Source organism: Bradyrhizobium sp. SRS-191 (genome assembly GCF_024586915.1).
In the GTDB taxonomy this organism is placed as follows: domain Bacteria; phylum Pseudomonadota; class Alphaproteobacteria; order Rhizobiales; family Xanthobacteraceae; genus Bradyrhizobium.
The window spans coordinates 117,543-134,435 of sequence record NZ_JANBVS010000020.1 but is presented as its reverse complement, the minus strand read 5'-3'; the positions used below and the strand labels follow the sequence as shown (position 1 = coordinate 134,435).

Here is a 16,893-nt window from a genome sequence, read left to right as displayed (position 1 = left end):
GCAGCTCGGTGCGGCCACGCTAGATTCGTCAGCGGCGGCGCACGGACGCTGCCGGCGATGCGCGGGGCGAGAGGCGATCCATGTCATTGTTCATCCGCGGCGGCACGGTGGTGAACCACGATCATTCCCGGCGCGCCGATGTCCTGATCCAGGGCGGCACCATTCTCGCTGTCGGCACATCGATCGAGCCGCCGCTGTCGGCCGAGGTGATCGACGCCGACGGCTGCTACGTGATACCGGGCGGCATCGATCCGCACACCCATCTCGAACTCGGCTTCATGGGCACGGTGTCGGCGGACGATTTCGAATGGGGCACCAAGGCGGGGCTCTCCGGCGGCACCACCATGGTGGTGGATTTCTGCATTCCCGATCCCGGCCAGTCGATGCTCGCGGCCTATCAGGATTGGCGGCGGAAGTCGGAAAAGGCGGCGGCCGACTACGGCTTCCACATGGCCGTGACGTCCTGGTCGAAGCAGGTGTTCGACGAGATGGAGGTCGTCGTCAAAACCTACGGGATCAACACCTTCAAGCACTTCATGGCCTACAAGGGCGCGCTGATGGTGGACGACGACGAGCTCTACAACTCGTTCGCGCGCTGCGCCGAGCTCGGCGCCATGCCGCTGGTCCATGCCGAGAACGGCGACGTCGTTGCGCGGATGCAGGAGGCGATGCTGGCGCGCGGCATCGATGGGCCGGAGGGCCACGCCTTCTCGCGGCCGCCGGAAGTCGAGGGCGAGGCGACCAGCCGCGCCATCATGATCGCCGACATGACCGGGGCGCCGCTCTATGTCGTGCACACCAGCTGCCGCCAGTCGCATGAGGCGATCGCGCGCGCCCGCGCCGCCGGCCAGCGCGTCTATGGCGAGCCGCTGATCCAGCATCTCCTGCTCGACGACAGCGAGTATCGCGCCAAAGACTGGGACCAGGCCGCGGCCTGCGTGATGTCGCCGCCGTTCCGCGACAAGGCGCACCAGGACAGCCTGTGGGCGGGACTGCAATCCGGCTCGCTGCAGGTGGTCGCGACCGACCATTGCGCCTTCACGCTGGCGCAGAAACGGCTCGGCCGCGGTGACTTCCGCAAGATTCCGAACGGCACCGGTGGGCTCGAGGACCGCATGCCGCTGCTGTGGAGCGCGGGCGTCGGCACCGGGCGGCTGACGAAGGAGGAGTTCGTCGCGGTCACCTCGGCAAACATCGCGCGCATCCTCAACATCTTCCCGCGCAAGGGCGCGGTGATGGCCGGCTCCGACGCCGACCTCGTGGTGTGGGATCCAGCCGCGCACAAGACGATCAGCGCGAGCCGCCAGGTCAGCCGCATCGACTACAACGTGTTCGAAGGCTTCAGCTGCGCCGGCGGGCCGGCCGTCACCGTCTCGCGTGGCCGCATCGCCTGGCGCGACGGCGAGCTGCGTGCAGAGGCCGGCGACGGCCGCTATGTCGAGCGGGCCGCCTTCCCGCCGGTGCATGTCGCCAATTCCACGTGGAAGGAGATCACCGCGCCTGAAGGCGTCGCGCGCGACATGATCACGCCATGATGGCCGCTTCAAATGATGCGCGACCCGGCGGCATTTACCGGGCGGAAACCGTTACTGTCGTTGAATGCGAGTATGGCACAGTTGCGCATGGAAGTTCGCGATTCGGCCGGCACTCCGCTGCCGGGCTATGGCGACGCATTCTTCGATCTCAGGCTGCCCGGCGATCATTGCCGCGTGGCGCAGACCCTGCTCCGGATGATTCGCGGCGACGACGTCCGCTCACCGGTCCACAGCATCCACTTCTTCCGCGACGGCGCCGAGATCGGCCGCTGGTCGATGGAAGATGAGCACGTGGAGCTGATGCTGATGGACGCATTCGCGCATACGCCGCCGGCGGCGGCCTAGCCGCTCTCGCGCAACGCCCTCTTCGACGACGCGCCGCTCACACGATGCGCGGATGCGCGGTCTGGTGCCAGGCCCAGGCCGAGCGGATGATCGTGCCGAGATCCGAGCGACGCGCCATGAAGCCGAGCTCCTGCCGGGCAAGACGGGGATCGGCGACCAGCACCGGTGGATCGCCGGCCCGGCGCGCGCGATACACCAGTGGCACCTGCTCGCCGGTCTCGCGACGGATCGCATCGACGACCTCGCGCACCGAATGACCGCCGCCGGTGCCGAGATTATAGGTGCCGCCGGCCTTGCCGCCGAGCAACCGCTCCAGCGCGGCGATATGCGCGTCGGCGAGATCATCAACATGGATGTAGTCGCGCACCGCGGTTCCATCAGGCGTGTCGTAGTCGGTGCCGAAGATCGCGAAATCCGTGACATGGCCGAGGATCGCCATCAGCGCGCGCGGGATGAGATGCGTCTCGCGGTCGCGCAGCTCGCCGATCCGGCGCTCTACGGCGGCGCCGCTGGCGTTGAAATAGCGCAGGACACTGGCCGAGAAGCCGTAGGCGGTGCAGTAGTCGGTCAGGATCTGCTCGATCATGTATTTGGAGCGGCCGTAGGGATTGATGGCCGGTCCGGCCGCGCCTTCAGGAATCGGATCGCGCCCGGCCTCGCCATAGACGGCGCCGGTCGAGGACAGCACGATCGACGAGCAGCCGGCCTCGCGCATGCCCTGCAGCAGACCCAGCGCGCCGGTGACGTTGTTGCGATAATAGGTCTGCGGATCGACGATGGATTGACCGATCGCGCTCGAGGCCGCGAAGTGCATCACCGCCTGGACGTCGTAGCGGCGGATGGTGTCCGCCACCTTGCCGCTGTCGGCGATGTCGCCTGAGACGAACGGCCCCCATTGCACGAAGCTGCGATGGCCCGTGGACAGGTCGTCATAGCAGACCGGGACGAAGCCGGCTTCGGCGACCGCCTTGCAGCAATGAGCGCCGATATAGCCGGCGCCGCCGGCAATCAGAAGCGCGCCCCTTGTTGCCATGCGTCCGAATGCTTTCGTCCTGGAGAGTGAAAAGGCAGAGCCCGAACGCAGAACGCACGGAAGCATAGGTCGACGCTGCAGGTGAGGCAAATGCAACTGGTCGCAGTGATGCCGTCCGCGACACGCGATGCTTGCGGAGCACCTCATCGCGCGACCGGCGCGTCGTTAACCTCCGCGCGTCAACGCCATCGCGCGGCGCGCGCACGGGATGCTGCATGTTGTCGGGACCTTGCTGATAACGGCGACATCTAGCCGTGAACAGATTTCAAACCGTGATTCGCGGCTGATTCGGACGCGGTTCGTTCCAGCCGCGTTCTGTCGGTTAACGTCGGCGCCATCAGCGTCGCATTCCGGGACATCAGGCCCGCGCCGTGCCAGGCACGGGTTCCTTTGACCGCGCCGAATGTCCACGACCTGCGAATGCATATCTCCTCGCCCGGGAGTCCAGGTGGCATGATCCGCAGAATGGGTTACGACTGGTGCCGCGGCGAATGTCGGGCGATGGAGGCGTGTCTTGAGTGAAATACCGAGCAGCGTCGATCCGGCGTCCCGCGCGGCGCCACCCTCGCCCTCGCCCGCCGCATCGCCGGGCCTGTGGGCGCGCCTTGCCATTCCCCTGCTGGCCGTGATCGTCGCGCTGGCCTTCGTGGCGCTCGCGACCAGCCGCTGGAATGCCTGGACCGGCAACGCCACGACCCAGTCGACCAATGACGCCTATGTCCGAGCCGACCTGACCCAGCTGTCGAGCCGGGTCGCCGGCGAGGTGCTGAAGGTCGCAGTCAGCGATTTCCAACAGGTCAAGGCCGGCGACCTCCTGGTGCAGATCGACCCGGCCGACTACCAGGCCCAGGTCTCGCAGGCCGAGGCCAATGTCGAAGCCGCGCAGGCCGCGCTGGACAACCTCAGCAACCAGGTCGAGCTGCAATACGCGACCATTGCGCAGGCCGAAGCGCAGCAGGTCTCTGCGGGCGCCGCCGAGGTGCAGGCCCGGCAGGAGGAAGAACGCCAGCAATCGCTTTCGCAGAGCGAGGCCGGCACCAAGCAGCGGCTCGAGCAGGCCACGGCCGCCTATGCCAAGGCGCAGGCCGACGTGCGCGCCAGCCGCGCCGTGATCGCCGCCCAGCGTCATCAGCTGGAGGTGTTGACCGGCACCAAGAAGCAGCGCGGCGCCGACCTCGCCGGCGCCAAGGCGGCGCTTGCCGCGGCCCGCCTCAAGCTCGGCTACACCAGGATCACCGCGCCGTTCGACGGGGTCGTCGGCCAGCGCCAGGTGCAGACCGGCGACTACGTCAACATCGGCAGCAGCCTGATCGCCGTGGTGCCGCTGCCGCAGGTGTTCGTGATCGCCAACTACAAGGAGACGCAGCTCACGCATGTCGCGCCCGGCCAGCCGGTCGACGTCACCGTCGACTCCTTCCCCGGCGAGACGCTTCACGGCCGGGTCGAGCGCATCGCGCCGGCCTCCGGCTCGCAATTCGCACTGCTGCCGCCCGACAACGCCACCGGCAATTTCACAAAGGTCGTGCAGCGCATTCCGGTGCGCATCGCGCTCGACGCCAACCAGCCGCTGCTGGTGAGGTTGCTGCCAGGCATGTCGGTGGTGACCCATATCCGCACCGCAGGCGCGGCCGATGGCGGCAAGTGAGAATATCAGCGCGACCGATCGCGGGCCGCTGTCGCGCGGCGGCCAGGCCGCGCATCCGCTGTTCGCGGTCGGCGCCGTGCTGCTCGGATCGTTCCTGGCGAATTTCGACAGCCGGCTGACCTCCGTCGGCCTGCCCGACCTGCGCGGCGCGTTCTCGCTCGGCTTCGACGAGGGCGCCTGGCTGTCCACCGCCGCGATCGGCTCGCAGATCCTGATCGCGCCGGCGGTGGCGTGGCTCGCGACCGTGTTCGGCCTGCGCCGCGTGCTCGGCATTCCCAGCCTGATTTACGCCGTGGTGTCGCTGATCATCCCCTTCGTGCACGACTATCCGACCCTGATCGTGCTCGCGATCATCCACGGCATGCTGCTCGGCACCTTCGTGCCGGCGACCTTGATGATCGTCTTCCGCAACCTGCCGATCCGCTGGTGGCTGCCGGCGATCTCGATCTATTCGATCCGTGTCGGCTTCGCGCTGGACACGTCGACCTCGCTGGTCGGCTTCTATGTCGAGCATCTCGGCTGGCAGTGGCTGTATTGGCAGGGCGTCGTGCTGGCGCCGCTGATGACCTTGATGGTCTATCTCGGCACCCCCGCCGAGCCGGTCAATCGCGCGCTGCTCGAGAAGGCCGATTGGGGCGGCATGCTGCTGCTCGGCAGCGCGGTGGCGATGATCTATGCCGGACTGGACCAGGGCAACCGGCTCGACTGGCTGCAGTCGGGCACGGTCGCCGCGCTGCTGGCGGGCGGCGCCGTGCTGTTCGTCCTGTTCCTCATCAATGAAGCGCTGGCCCCACAGCCCTGGGCGCATTTCAACGTGCTGTTCTCGCGCAACATCGGGCTCTCGCTGGCGGTGATCCTGCTGTACACGCTGACCAGCCTGTCGAACGCGTCGCTGGTGCCGAACTTCCTCGCCACGATCACGCAGCTGCGGCCCGAGCAGAGCGGCTCGCTGCTCTTGTTCTACGGCGCGCTGCCGATGATCGTGCTGGTGCCGCTGTCGATCTGGATGCTGCGCCATTTCGATCCGCGCATCGTCGTCGTGCTCGGCTTGAGCGCGTTCGCGGCGGCCAATCTGATGGGCACGCAGCTCACCCACGCCTGGGCGCGCGAAGACTTCATCGGCATCGTCGTGCTGCAATCGATCGGGCAGGCCCTGACATTATTGCCGATCATCATCCTCGCGCTGTCGAACTCCGATCCGGCGCGCGCGACGTCGTTCGCCGCCTACATCCAGATCATGCGGCTCGGCGGCGCCGAGATCGGCGTCGCGCTGATGGGGACGTGGCTGCGCGTGCGCGAGCAGGTGCATTCGGCCTATCTCGGCCTCAACATCCAGAGCGGCGATGTCGACGTCGCCCGCGCGCTGCAGCGGCTCACCGGCTATTTCGCCAGTCACGGCGGTGCACAGGCCAAGGCCCGCGCCGTCGGCACGCTGGCGGCGCAAGTCCAGCGCGAGGCCAATGTGCTGGCCTATCTTGATGCGTTCTGGCTGTGCTTCTGGCTCGCCATCGCCGCGCTGGCGCTGCTTGCCCTGATCACGCGCGCACCGCCCGGCCCGTTCTCGCCGACGCCCCTCGGCTTGCGCGCCGCGTGGATGCGGCGGTTCGGATCATCGACGACGTAAGCGTCTCCGTCGCGACCTTTAACCTTTCGAGCGATATCGAGCCGCGCGGGACGCGCGCCTCGGCTGCATGTTGCGCTCTTTGTCGGAGATCCACGACATCTAGCCGTGAACAGAGTCCAAACCGTGAGTCCAGGCCGATTCGGACGCGGTTCGTTCCGGCCGCGTTCCGAACGTTAACGTCGCCATCCGCAGCGTCGCACGATGAGACATCGTCCCATGCGAGCGGCGGTCCGCCGAATTAACCGTTTGACGCCCGGGCGGGACGCAGCTTGCCATCGCAACGTCTGGATATCGTAGGTCGCTGCTGCGCGCCGCGACATCTAGCGTGAACAAACGCCATACCGTGATGCGCAGCTGATTCGGACGCGGTTCGTTCAAGCCGCGTTCCGAACGTTAACGCCGCGGTCGACGGCGTCGCACTCTGGCACATCATGCGCGCGACGGTTGCGGCAACTCATCGAGCGGCCATTTCGGACGCTTGATCTTGGTGTAGGGCAATTTCGTCACGTCGCGCGCGACGACGCCGGGCGCATCGACCATGATGATGTCGGCTGCGATCGGTGCGAAGGATGCGCGGAAGTGCTGCGCCGATTTCACCACGACGAGCTTGCGCGTCGAAGGATCGCAGCCGAGCTGCGTGAAGAAGTCTTTCCCGAACGCCTGGCAGCGGAAGGTGGTGATGACGACCTCGACGCCATTGCTCGCGATCAGCGCGCAATCGCCGAGCTTGGCCGGCGTGCCGGCGAGCCCGGTCATCACCATGTTCTCCTTCAGCGCCTTGATCTCCCAGGTCGCATCGACCGGATCGCCGGACAGCGGGCCGATCTTGCCGCCGATCCGCAACGGCAGGTGAGCGCCGACGCCGGCATCGAAGGCAATGCGCACCGCGATCGGGTCCCACATCGGGCCGACGCAGACGTTCTCGATCTTCCGGTCGAGCACGCGACGCAGGATGAAGGTGGAATCGCCGGGCGCGCCGCCGCCGGGATTATCGCTGGCATCGCCGAGCACGATGGTGCCGTCCTTCGCCAGCGCCTGGTCGAGCGCGGCATCGACCCGGGGCATGCGCTCGGTCACTGCTTCGCGCATGCCGATCAGTTCGTCCGCGAGCTTGCGCGCCAAGCCTTGCGCTTTGGCGCCATCAGGATCGACGGCGGCATCGCTATAGACCAGCACCTTGGTGCCCATGTCGGGCGTATCGCCCCAGCCGAAGCCGTGCACGATCGAGGCCGAGACGATGCCGTCCTTGCCTTCCAGCGCGGTGATACGGTCGACGAAGCTGCGCACCGGCTCGCGCGTGGTGTGGAGCGTCACGATCATGTCGGTGTCGACCAGCGCCGAACGCAGCTTCAGCCGCTTCTCGGCCAGCTCGGTGCAGTGCTTCACCAGATCCTGCGCGCGCTCGAGAATGTCCGTGTGCGGATATTCCTTCCAGCAGATCAGGAGATCCGCGCTGTTCACCATCAGCTCGCTCATATGCACGTGCGGATCGAGCGTCGCGCCGATCACCACGTCGGGACCAGCGATCTCGCGGATCCGCGACAGCAGCTCGCCTTCGCAATCATCATAGCCGTCGGCGATCATCGCGCCGTGCAGGCCGATCAGCGCAATGTCGATCGGCAACGCGGCCTTGAGATCGGCGAGGATCTGGTCACGCAAGGTTTCGAACGCATTACGCGTGACGAGCCCGTTCGGCACGGCCGCAGCCACCAGCCCCTCGATCAGCGTCCATCCCTTGGACGGCCCGACCTGCCGCGCCGCCCAGAGCGGCCCGCCATGCATCTGCATCTTGTCCGGATGGGTCCCGGCAGGGAAATACGCGCGCTCATGAAAGGTCGCGAGCCCCGTCGGCATCGGCGCAAAAGTGTTGGTCTCGGTGGCGAGGGCGGCGGAGAAGACACGCATGGAGGATTGGCTCTTGAGTTGGCGCGATGACGATGAGGCGATCGCAGGGGACCGCATCGCCTCCCAGAGCACAAGACAGCGCGAAGGCAGAGCGCCCCGTCGCTCAGCGCATGAGGCCGATCAGTTCGCCGGGACGGGCGCGCGCACCGACTGATCCTCGATCGCCTTGATCGCGACGACCGCGACCTGGGTCAGCGCCTCACGATCCGCACCGGAGGAGGCCATCACGCTCATGCCGGTGATGACCGCGGAGACATAGCGCGCGAGCGCGGCGGGGTCGGCACTCGGAGCCAGATCGCCCTCGTCCTTCGCGCGCTCGAACCGATGCCGGAGCTGCTCCTCGGTCTGGGCGCGGCGCGCGGCCAGCTCGAACGGGACATTGGACGAACCGGAGCCGCAGGCGAGGCCGCCCTGCACCAGGAGACAACCGGGCGGGTTGGATGGATCGGTCTGCTTCTCGGCGACGCCCATCAGCATCCGCGCGGTGACCTCGCGGGCGGTCGGCGCACCCAGCACCTCCTCCATCCAGGCCTCCCGGCGGAGGGTGTAGCGGTCGAGCGCAGCCTTGAGCAGCGCTTCCTTGCTGCCGAAGGCGGCATACAGGCTGGGCGGGTTGATGCCCATGGCGTCGGTGAGCTGGGCGATGGTCGCGCCCTCATAGCCATGCCGCCAGAACACCTCCATCGCCTGGTCCAGCGCAGTGTCGCGGTCGAAAGTCCGGGGCCGTCCGATGCCCATCGTGCAAAACTCCTGTTTTCGTCTCCGCCCCGTGCATTTCTTATCTAGTTGCGATTCCTAGCCATTTCTTTGATCTGCCGCAGTTGCCAAAGTTCCCTCTAGGATTTTCGTAGCATCCGTTACATAAGTCTCTTGCGAACGAGTTGCCAGCGCCACATTTGTAGCGAGCACTACAAATCTGGAGCGCGACAATGCCTTCGCCCGAGACAAGTTCCCCTCGCCGCCTGAAGCGGTGGTTGAGCACCGCCGCCGTCGCTGGCGTGGTGATCGCCGGCTCCTATGCCGGCTCGCAGTATTTCCATGTCAGCCCCGTGCCGCAGGCCGCCCGCGCCGCAGCACCGGAGCAGGCTGTCCCCGTGACCGTCTCCGTCATCGAGCCGCGCAAGGCGAGCCTGTGGGACGAGTTCTCCGGCCGGCTCGAAGCGGTCGAGCGGGTCGAGGTCCGGCCCCGCGTCGCCGGCGCCATCCTCGCCACCAATTTCACCGAGGGCTCGCTGGTGAAGGCGGGCGACGTCCTGTTCAAGATCGATCCCGCGCCCTACGCCGCCGAGGTCGACCGCGCCCAGGCGCAGCTCGAAGCCGCCCGCGCGCGCGCATCCTTCGCCGCCAATGAGCTCGAGCGCGGCGCGCAGCTGGTCGGCAACTCCATCGTCACCAAGCGCGACTACGACCAGCGCGACAACGGCAATCGCGAGGCGATCGCCAACGTCAAGGCGGCGGAGGCGACGCTCCAGACCGCCAAGCTCAATCTCGACTACACGCAGGTCCGCGCGCCGGTGGACGGCCGCGTCGGCCGGATCGAAGTGACCGTCGGCAATCTCGTCGCCGCGGGTTCGGCCTCGCCGGTGCTGACGTCGCTGGTCTCTGTCAATCCGATCTATGCGAGCTTCGATGCCACCGAGGATGTCGTGCTGCGGGCGCTTGCCGCCGTGGCCGATGCCTCAGGCAAGCGCGGCAATCTCGACCGCATCCCGGTGGAGATGACGACGTCGGGCGGCATCACCGCGTCGGGCCACATCCAGCTGATCGACAACCAGGTCCAGGGCCAGACCGGCACCATCCGCGTCCGTGCCGTGTTCAAGAACGAGAACGGCACCTTGATCCCCGGCCAGTTCGCCCGCGTCCGCATGGGCCAGCCGCAGCAGCAATCCCTGGTGCTGCTCGACGAGCGCGCCATCGGCACCGACCAGGACAAGAAATTCGTCATGGTCGTCGGCGACGACGAGCGCGCGGTGTACCGGCCGGTGACGCTCGGCGGGAGTGTCGACGGTTTGCGGATCATTTCGGCAGGGCTGAAGCCTGGGGAGCGCGTGGTCGTCAACGGTTTGCAACGGGTGCGCCCGGGGGCGCTGTTGAAGACACAGGTCGCCGAGATGGGCGCGCGCGATGGGGCTGCGCCGGACAACAAACAGCTGGCGCAGCGCTGATCATCATCGAAGCCCGGCTGCCAACGCCACCCCCGCTGTCGTCCCTGCGAACGCCGGGACCCATAACCACCGGCCCAACTTGTCGACAAAGACAGATGACCCGCAGTCTTTTTCACCAACTGGCCGTCCGCGGTATGGGTCCCGGCGTTCGCCGGGACGACACCGGGGCTGAGGCGGCGGCGCGAACGACAGCTAACTGAACAACAAGCCACAGAGATCTTCGTGATCATTCGCAGCCATCAACGCTACCCACAGCCGTCGTCCCGGCGAACGCCGGGACCCATATCCACCGGCCCAGCTTGTCGACAAAGACAGATGACACGCAGTCTTTTTCACCAATTGGCCGTCCGCGGTATGGGTACCGGCGTTCGCCGGGACGACAGCGGGGATAAGGCGATAGCGGGATCACATCTGACGCTCTGCTGAGTCTTTCAACAAGCTACCTGCAACTAACAACGTCGTCCAAATAAGCCTACCTCTCCCGACCACGGGGCCTCCCATGAACCTCTCCAAATTCTTCATCGACCGGCCGATTTTCGCAGGCGTGCTGTCGACGCTCATTTTCCTCGGCGGCCTCATCGCCCTCTTCTCCATGCCGATCTCGGAATACCCCGACGTAGTGCCGCCCTCCGTCGTGGTGCGCGCCACCTATCCCGGCGCCAATCCGAAGGTGATCGCCGAGACGGTGGCGACGCCGATCGAGGAGCAGATCAACGGCGTCGAGAACATGCTCTACATGAGCAGCCAGGCGACCACCGACGGCGCGATGACGCTGACGGTCACCTTCAAGCTCGGCACCGATCCGGACAAGGCGACGCAGCTGGTGCAGAACCGCGTGCAGCAGGCCGAGCCGCGGCTGCCCAACGTGGTGCGCCAGCTCGGCGTCATCACCAAGAAGAGCTCGCCCGACCTCACCATGGTCGTGCATCTGATCTCGCCGAACGGCCGCTACGACACGACCTATTTGCGCAACTACGCGGTGCTCAACGTCAAGGACCGGCTCGCGCGCATCGACGGCGTCGGCGACGTGCAGCTGTTCGGCGCCGGCGACTATTCGATGCGGGTCTGGGTCGATCCGCAGAAGGCGGCCGAGCATGGCCTGTCGGCGTCCGACGTCGTCAAGGCGATTCAGGCGCAGAACGTCGAAGCCGCCGCCGGCGTGGTCGGCGCGTCGCCGAGCGTCAAGGGGCTGGACCTCCAGCTCTCGGTCAATGCCGAGGGCCGTCTTTCCAACGAAGATCAGTTCGCCGATATCGTCGTCAAGACGGGCGCGCATGGCGAGGTCACGCGGCTGCGCGACGTCGCGCGCATCGAGCTCGGCGCCTCCGAATACGGCCTGCGCTCGCTGCTCGACAACAAGCAGGCGGTGGCGATCCCGATCTTCCAGGCGCCCGGCTCCAACGCGCTGCAGATCTCCGACAACGTCCGCGCCACCATGGCCGAGATCGCCAAGACGATGCCGGAAGGCGTCGAGTATCACATCGTCTACGACCCGACCCAGTTCGTGCGCTCCTCGATCGAGGCCGTGGTGCACACGCTGTTCGAGGCCATCGTGCTGGTCGTCATCGTGGTCATCCTGTTCCTGCAGACCTGGCGCGCCTCGATCATCCCGCTGCTTGCCGTCCCTGTCTCCATCGTCGGCACCTTCGCGGTGATGCATCTGTTCGGCTTCTCGATCAACGCGCTCAGCCTGTTCGGCCTGGTGCTCGCGATCGGCATCGTCGTCGACGACGCCATCGTGGTGGTCGAGAACGTCGAGCGCAACATCGAGAGCGGATTGTCGCCGCGCGACGCCACCTATCAGGCGATGCGCGAGGTGTCCGGCCCGATCATCGCGATCGCGCTGGTGCTGGTCGCCGTGTTCGTGCCGCTCGCCTTCATCTCCGGCCTGACGGGTCAGTTCTACAAGCAGTTCGCGCTGACGATTGCGATCTCCACCGTGATCTCCGCCGTGAACTCGCTGACCCTGTCGCCGGCGCTGTCGGCGCTGCTGCTCAAGGGCCACCACGACCCGAAGGACCGCCTCACCCGCGTCCTCGACCGTTCGCTCGGCTGGTTCTTCCGCGGCTTCAACCGCGCCTTCGTCCGCGCTTCCGACAATTACAGCGGCAGCGTTTCCAGGGTGATCGGCGGCAAGGCCGCCGTCATGATCCTCTACGTGCTGCTGGTCGGTGCCACCGCCTTCCTGTTCAAGCAGGTGCCGGGCGGCTTCGTGCCGGGCCAGGACAAGCAATATCTGGTCGGCTTCGCCCGCCTGCCCGACGGCGCCACGCTCGACCGTTCCGAGGAGGTGATCCGAAAGATGAGCGACATCGCGCTGACGCAGCCCGGCGTCGAGAGCTCGATCGCCTTTCCCGGCCTGTCGATCTCCGGCTTCACCAATTCCTCCAACGCCGGCATCGTGTTCTCCGGGCTGAAGCCGTTCGACGAGCGCAAGGATCCGTCGCTGTCGGGTGGCGCGATCGCCATGCAGCTCAACAAGAAATATGCCGGCATCCAGGACGCCTTCATCGCGATGTTCCCGCCGCCGCCGGTCAACGGCTTGGGCACGATCGGCGGCTTCAAGCTGCAGATCGAGGATCGCGCCGGCCGCGGCTACGACGCACTCAACGACGTCACCACCGCTTTCATGGGCGCCTTGCAGAAGTCGCCGGAGATTGCCGGCGCGTTCTCCAGCTTCCAGGTCAACGTGCCGCAGCTGTTCGCCGACATCGACCGCACCAAGGCGCTGCAGCTCGGGGTGCCCGTTACGGAGGTGTTCAACACGCTGCAGATCTACCTCGGCTCCTACTACGTGAACGACTTCAACAAGTTCGGCCGCACCTATTCGGTGCGCGTGCAGGCCGACGCGCCGTTCCGTGCCCGCGCCGACGACATCCGCCAGCTCAAGGTCCGCTCATCGTCCGGCGAGATGGTGCCGCTGTCGGCGCTGCTCAACATCCGCCAGAGCGCCGGCCCCGAGCGCGCCATCCGCTACAACGGCTTCCTGTCGTCGGACATCAACGCCGCAGCGGCGCCCGGCTTCTCCTCGGGCCAGGCGCAGGCGGCGGCCGAGAAGATCGCCGCGGAAGTGCTGCCGCCCGGCTTCGCCTTCGAATGGACCGACCTGACCTACCAGGAGTTCATCGCCGGCAACTCCGGACTGTGGGTCTTCCCGCTCGCGATCCTCCTGGTGTTCCTGGTGCTGGCCGCGCTCTACGAGAGCCTGACCCTGCCGCTGGCGATCCTGATGATCGTGCCGATGGCGCTGCTGGCGGCGATGGCCGGCGTCTACATCTCGAAGGGCGACAACAACATCTTCACCCAGATCGGCCTGATCGTGCTCGTCGGCCTCTCCGCCAAGAACGCGATCCTGATCGTCGAATTCGCGCGCGAGCTCGAGTTCGCCGGACGCACGCCGCTCCGCGCGGCGATCGAGGCCAGCCGCCTGCGGCTGCGGCCGATCCTGATGACGTCGATGGCGTTCATCATGGGCGTGCTGCCGCTGGTGCTGTCGACCGGCGCAGGCTCGGAGATGCGGCGGGCGATGGGTGTCGCGGTGTTCTCCGGCATGATCGGGGTCACCGTGTTCGGCCTGTTCCTGACGCCCGTGTTCTACGTGCTGCTGCGGACGCTGACCGGGATGAAGCCGCTCACCCAGCATGGCGGCCACGGCACGGTGGCGGCCCAACCTGCGGAGTAAACGCCGATGTGAACAGGCGTGATGTCGGACACGGAGAAACGCGATCGTCTCTTGTACCGTACAGGCAAGTGACGATTGGCGTCCTCATCACGCTTCCACCGATGATCCGGGGCACGATCAATTTTCGTGAGATGTGAACTGGATCACAGACCAGCGTAGCGCGATGGAGGACGCCAACTCCAGCACGTTGCGCCGACCCGGCGGCCTGTCCCGCACCAGGCCGCCGGGTCATTTGACATTAGGAGTTGCAACATGGATTTTTTGAATCAAATGGTCGCAGCCAGGCTGATGAGGACGGCCGAGGGTTTTCAGCGCATCGGCGCGCATCGTGCATTTCGCGGTCTCGCCGGCCCTGGCAACACTGCCGCCGGCTCACGTCCGGCAGTCGGCCTCGTCGTCGACAATTCGGCGTGTGATCCGTCGCTCTCGCAGATCTGCCCGGAGCGCGATGGCTGCGGCGCCGGCCTGTAGTCGGCGCGCCGCCGTGCCGCGCTGTCATTGGCCGGCCATAGTGGTTGCTGCACCCGGGCGGCTCATGGGCGCTTGCAGCCTGCCCGATCGAGCATGTCCCTGACGATCAAAGGCGTTGCCGGCGTTTCCGCCGCGGCCTGCCCTGCGGCAGCGGAGCTCAGCGCCTGGCCGACATCAGCGGTGCTCAAGTTCAACGACGTCCGGCAGGTGGCGCGCCCCATGCTGGCGACTGCGCCGGCGGCCTCGCCGACGCCGGCAAGATAGGCGGTGAGAACCTGCTGGGCCGTGCGGTCCGTCGGCGCCTTCTCCAGCATCTGAACCACCTGGGCGACCGATATCAGGCCGCGGGAGGTTGATGGCGCGGCGGTGGAGGGGGACGTCGTCGCAACAGCGGACACGAAGGCGACAAGCGTGATGGCGAGTTTGGCCAGACAACGAGGCATGAAGTGGCTCCTGTGATGACGGCCGATCTGTCTTACGAAAATAAATTATTGTCAAACGATAATTTTTGATCATAGTCTACTCCTGTCGCGGAGATCGTCGCGCGACCGACAACAGTGAGACCCTTCGACCATGACGCACGTAGCAGAGACGTTCGGCACGACGGCCGCGCGCCACAGACGCAGTGATCGCATTCGCCGGCTCAGCCAGCTGATGGCGGCGGGCTGTCTCGTCACATCCGGACTGCTCGCCGCGGCCATGGTGCTGTATTGGACCTTGACGCCCACGCACGCGCTGTTCAGCCAGGCTGGAATTCCGAACGCTCCCCTGACCGAGATCGGCCTTTTCACCCGGGCATTGGCGTTCAGCATCGCCATGGTCCCGCTGGGAACGCTGATCTGGGGCCTCCTGAGCGGACGTCGCTGCTTCCAGGCCTTCGCCGCCGGCCGCATCTTCTCGGGAGAGTCGATCCAACAGCTCAAGGCCTTCGCGATCGCTGTCGCGGCATCAGCCCTCTTGAAACCGCTCGCCGGCGCAGCGCTGTCCGTCGTCCTGAGTTTCCACAATCAGCCGGGAGCGAAGACCCTCGCGCTGAGCTTGGGATCGGATACGCTGATGGCGCTGATTTTCGCCGGAACGGTTGCAGTCATCGCCTGGGTGATGACGGAAGCGCTGGAGATCGACGACGAGAACAAACAATTCGTCTGAAGGACGGGACACGCCGATCCCAGACCGAGGCCAACCTGTCCCTGCTCAAACAGGGCAAGGTGAGGGGTGTACGCTTCGCCGCAACGCCACTGATGCAGTGCATTAGCGCCAAAATAGCATCACGTGACGATCAAAACTCGCGCTTGCCACGGCTTGGTCCAGCCGATAGCTTTTTTGAACCTTTCAGGCGCGACGGATGATCGAGCATGCTTTTTCTGCGGACCACCTCCACGACGGCCACGGTGTCGAGCACGACGGATCGGACTGCCAGACGTGCAGCTGCGATGGCGTCGAAGACGGTGCTGGTGGCCGCAGCCGCGATGGTGGGCCTGCTCGTCTCAGCCCAGGCGCGCGATCTCACCGTCGTGTCCTGGGGCGGCAACTATCAGGACGCGCAGCGCAAGATCTATTTCCAGCCGTTCGCCGCCAAGCTCGGCGCCACCGTGCTCGACGAGAGCTGGGACGGCGGCTACGGCGTGCTGCAGGCCAAGGTCAAGGCCGGCGTGCCGAACTGGGATGCGGTGCAGGTCGAGGCGGAGGAGCTCGAGCTCGGCTGCAGCGACGGCATCTATGAGAAGATCGACTGGAGCAAGCTCGGCGGCAAGGACGGCTTCATCCCGGCCGGCGTCAGCGATTGCGGCGTCGGCGCCATCGTCTGGTCCACGGGCATGGCGTTCGACGGCGACAAGATCAAGGACGGGCCGAAGACCTGGGCGGATTTCTGGGACACGACGAAGTTCCCCGGCAAGCGCGGCCTCCGCAAGGGCGCCAAATACACGCTCGAATTCGCGCTGATGGCCGATGGCGTGCCGGCGGCCGACGTCTACAAGGTGCTGAAGACCAAGGAGGGCGTCGAGCGCGCCTTCAAGAAGCTCGATGCGCTCAAATCCGACATCGTCTGGTGGGAGGCCGGCGCGCAGCCGCTGCAGCTGCTGTCATCAGGCCAGGTCGCGATGACCTCAGTCTATAACGGCCGTATCACGGCCATCAACCGTACCGAAGGCAAGCATTTCGGCTTCGTCTTTCCCGGCAGCATCTATGCGGTCGACAGCTGGGTGGTGCTGAAGGGCTCGCCGAACAAGGACGCCGCGATGAACTTCATTGCGTTCGCAAGCCAGGCCGAGAACCAGGCCAAGCTGCCGGAATACATCGCCTACGGCCTGCCGAACATCGCCGCCGCCAAGCTGGTGCCGGAGAAGTACGCCGCGGAGTTGCCGACCACGCCCGACAATCTGAAGCAGGCGATCGCGCTCGACGTCGGCTTCTGGACCGACAATTCGGAAGAGCTGTCGAAGCGCTTCAACGCCTGGCTGGCGCGCTGAAGCCGTCGAATGCCTTG

The 16,893-nt window shown here is 66.2% G+C and carries 13 protein-coding genes; 9 read left to right on the top strand and 4 right to left on the bottom strand.

What is annotated here, in order from left to right:
- Positions 1-80 precede the first annotated feature (80 nt).
- On the top strand, positions 81-1,535 hold the full coding sequence (hydA, locus tag NLR35_RS28400) for a dihydropyrimidinase (RefSeq protein WP_257169847.1): 1,455 nt from the start codon (positions 81-83) through the stop codon (positions 1,533-1,535).
- A gap of 12 nt (positions 1,536-1,547) precedes the next feature.
- Positions 1,548-1,880, top strand: a complete 333-nt coding sequence (locus tag NLR35_RS28395) for a hypothetical protein (protein ID WP_257169846.1) — start codon at positions 1,548-1,550, stop codon at positions 1,878-1,880.
- A 37-nt stretch (positions 1,881-1,917) separates the two neighbouring features.
- Here the strand turns inward: NLR35_RS28395 and galE are convergent, their stop codons facing one another.
- On the bottom strand, positions 1,918-2,913 hold the full coding sequence (gene galE, locus NLR35_RS28390; protein WP_257169845.1) for a UDP-glucose 4-epimerase GalE: 996 nt from the start codon (positions 2,911-2,913) through the stop codon (positions 1,918-1,920).
- Positions 2,914-3,427: 514 nt separating this feature from the next.
- Between galE and NLR35_RS28385 the strand changes: the two genes are divergently transcribed.
- Both NLR35_RS28385 and NLR35_RS28380 read left to right on the top strand, forming a co-directional pair.
- Positions 3,428-4,558 (top strand): HlyD family secretion protein, encoded by a 1,131-nt coding sequence (locus NLR35_RS28385; RefSeq protein ID WP_257169844.1) that lies wholly within the window; start codon positions 3,428-3,430, stop codon positions 4,556-4,558.
- Complete coding sequence (locus tag NLR35_RS28380) at positions 4,545-6,182, top strand: MFS transporter (protein WP_257169843.1); 1,638 nt, start codon at positions 4,545-4,547, stop codon at positions 6,180-6,182. The genes NLR35_RS28385 and NLR35_RS28380 overlap by 14 nt, the downstream gene beginning before the upstream one ends.
- A 429-nt stretch (positions 6,183-6,611) precedes the next feature.
- Here the strand turns inward: NLR35_RS28380 and NLR35_RS28375 are convergent, their stop codons facing one another.
- Positions 6,612-8,087 carry a M81 family metallopeptidase gene (locus NLR35_RS28375; RefSeq protein ID WP_257169842.1) on the bottom strand — a complete coding sequence of 492 codons (1,476 nt, stop codon included), beginning with the start codon at positions 8,085-8,087 and terminating at the stop codon, positions 6,612-6,614.
- 120 nt (positions 8,088-8,207) lie between these two features.
- Entirely contained in the window at positions 8,208-8,825 is a 618-nt protein-coding gene (locus NLR35_RS28370; RefSeq protein ID WP_257169841.1) for a TetR/AcrR family transcriptional regulator, read from the bottom strand.
- A 191-nt stretch (positions 8,826-9,016) separates the two neighbouring features.
- Between NLR35_RS28370 and NLR35_RS28365 the strand changes: the two genes are divergently transcribed.
- The 3 genes from NLR35_RS28365 (at position 9,017) to NLR35_RS28355 (ending at position 14,405) form a co-directional block, all read left to right on the top strand.
- Positions 9,017-10,252: an efflux RND transporter periplasmic adaptor subunit gene (locus tag NLR35_RS28365; RefSeq protein ID WP_257169840.1), complete on the top strand. Its 1,236-nt coding sequence runs from the start codon at positions 9,017-9,019 to the stop codon at positions 10,250-10,252.
- A 499-nt stretch (positions 10,253-10,751) separates the two neighbouring features.
- A complete protein-coding gene (locus tag NLR35_RS28360) occupies positions 10,752-13,934 on the top strand; it encodes an efflux RND transporter permease subunit (protein WP_257169839.1) in 3,183 nt (1,060 codons plus the stop codon).
- A gap of 252 nt (positions 13,935-14,186) precedes the next feature.
- Positions 14,187-14,405, top strand: a complete 219-nt coding sequence (locus tag NLR35_RS28355; protein ID WP_257169838.1) for a hypothetical protein — start codon at positions 14,187-14,189, stop codon at positions 14,403-14,405.
- 62 nt (positions 14,406-14,467) lie between these two features.
- On the opposite strand, the gene NLR35_RS28350 is transcribed toward NLR35_RS28355, so the two are convergent.
- Positions 14,468-14,848 carry a chlorophyllide reductase gene (locus NLR35_RS28350; protein WP_257169837.1) on the bottom strand — a complete coding sequence of 127 codons (381 nt, stop codon included), beginning with the start codon at positions 14,846-14,848 and terminating at the stop codon, positions 14,468-14,470.
- A 130-nt stretch (positions 14,849-14,978) separates the two neighbouring features.
- On the opposite strand from NLR35_RS28350, the gene NLR35_RS28345 reads away from it, so the two are divergent.
- Together NLR35_RS28345 and NLR35_RS28340 are read left to right on the top strand one after the other, a co-directional pair.
- On the top strand, positions 14,979-15,554 hold the full coding sequence (locus NLR35_RS28345) for a DUF2975 domain-containing protein (RefSeq protein WP_257169836.1): 576 nt from the start codon (positions 14,979-14,981) through the stop codon (positions 15,552-15,554).
- 284 nt (positions 15,555-15,838) lie between these two features.
- Entirely contained in the window at positions 15,839-16,876 is a 1,038-nt protein-coding gene (locus NLR35_RS28340; protein WP_257169835.1) for an ABC transporter substrate-binding protein, read from the top strand.
- Positions 16,877-16,893 lie beyond the last annotated feature (17 nt).

Bases quoted from the DNA above. Each gene is read 5' to 3' on its own strand.
- NLR35_RS28345 (WP_257169836.1), top strand. From the start codon at position 14,979: ATGACGCACGTAGCAGAGACGTTCGGCACGACGGCCGCGCGCCACAGA.
- NLR35_RS28355 (WP_257169838.1), top strand. From the start codon at position 14,187: ATGGATTTTTTGAATCAAATGGTCGCAGCCAGGCTGATGAGGACGGCC.
- NLR35_RS28380 (WP_257169843.1), top strand. From the start codon at position 4,545: ATGGCGGCAAGTGAGAATATCAGCGCGACCGATCGCGGGCCGCTGTCG.
- NLR35_RS28365 (WP_257169840.1), top strand. From the start codon at position 9,017: ATGCCTTCGCCCGAGACAAGTTCCCCTCGCCGCCTGAAGCGGTGGTTG.
- NLR35_RS28395 (WP_257169846.1), top strand. From the start codon at position 1,548: ATGATGCGCGACCCGGCGGCATTTACCGGGCGGAAACCGTTACTGTCG.
- hydA (WP_257169847.1), top strand. From the start codon at position 81: ATGTCATTGTTCATCCGCGGCGGCACGGTGGTGAACCACGATCATTCC.
- NLR35_RS28350 (WP_257169837.1), bottom strand. From the start codon at position 14,848: ATGCCTCGTTGTCTGGCCAAACTCGCCATCACGCTTGTCGCCTTCGTG.
- NLR35_RS28340 (WP_257169835.1), top strand. From the start codon at position 15,839: ATGGCGTCGAAGACGGTGCTGGTGGCCGCAGCCGCGATGGTGGGCCTG.
- galE (WP_257169845.1), bottom strand. From the start codon at position 2,913: ATGGCAACAAGGGGCGCGCTTCTGATTGCCGGCGGCGCCGGCTATATC.
- NLR35_RS28375 (WP_257169842.1), bottom strand. From the start codon at position 8,087: ATGCGTGTCTTCTCCGCCGCCCTCGCCACCGAGACCAACACTTTTGCG.
- NLR35_RS28360 (WP_257169839.1), top strand. From the start codon at position 10,752: ATGAACCTCTCCAAATTCTTCATCGACCGGCCGATTTTCGCAGGCGTG.
- NLR35_RS28370 (WP_257169841.1), bottom strand. From the start codon at position 8,825: ATGGGCATCGGACGGCCCCGGACTTTCGACCGCGACACTGCGCTGGAC.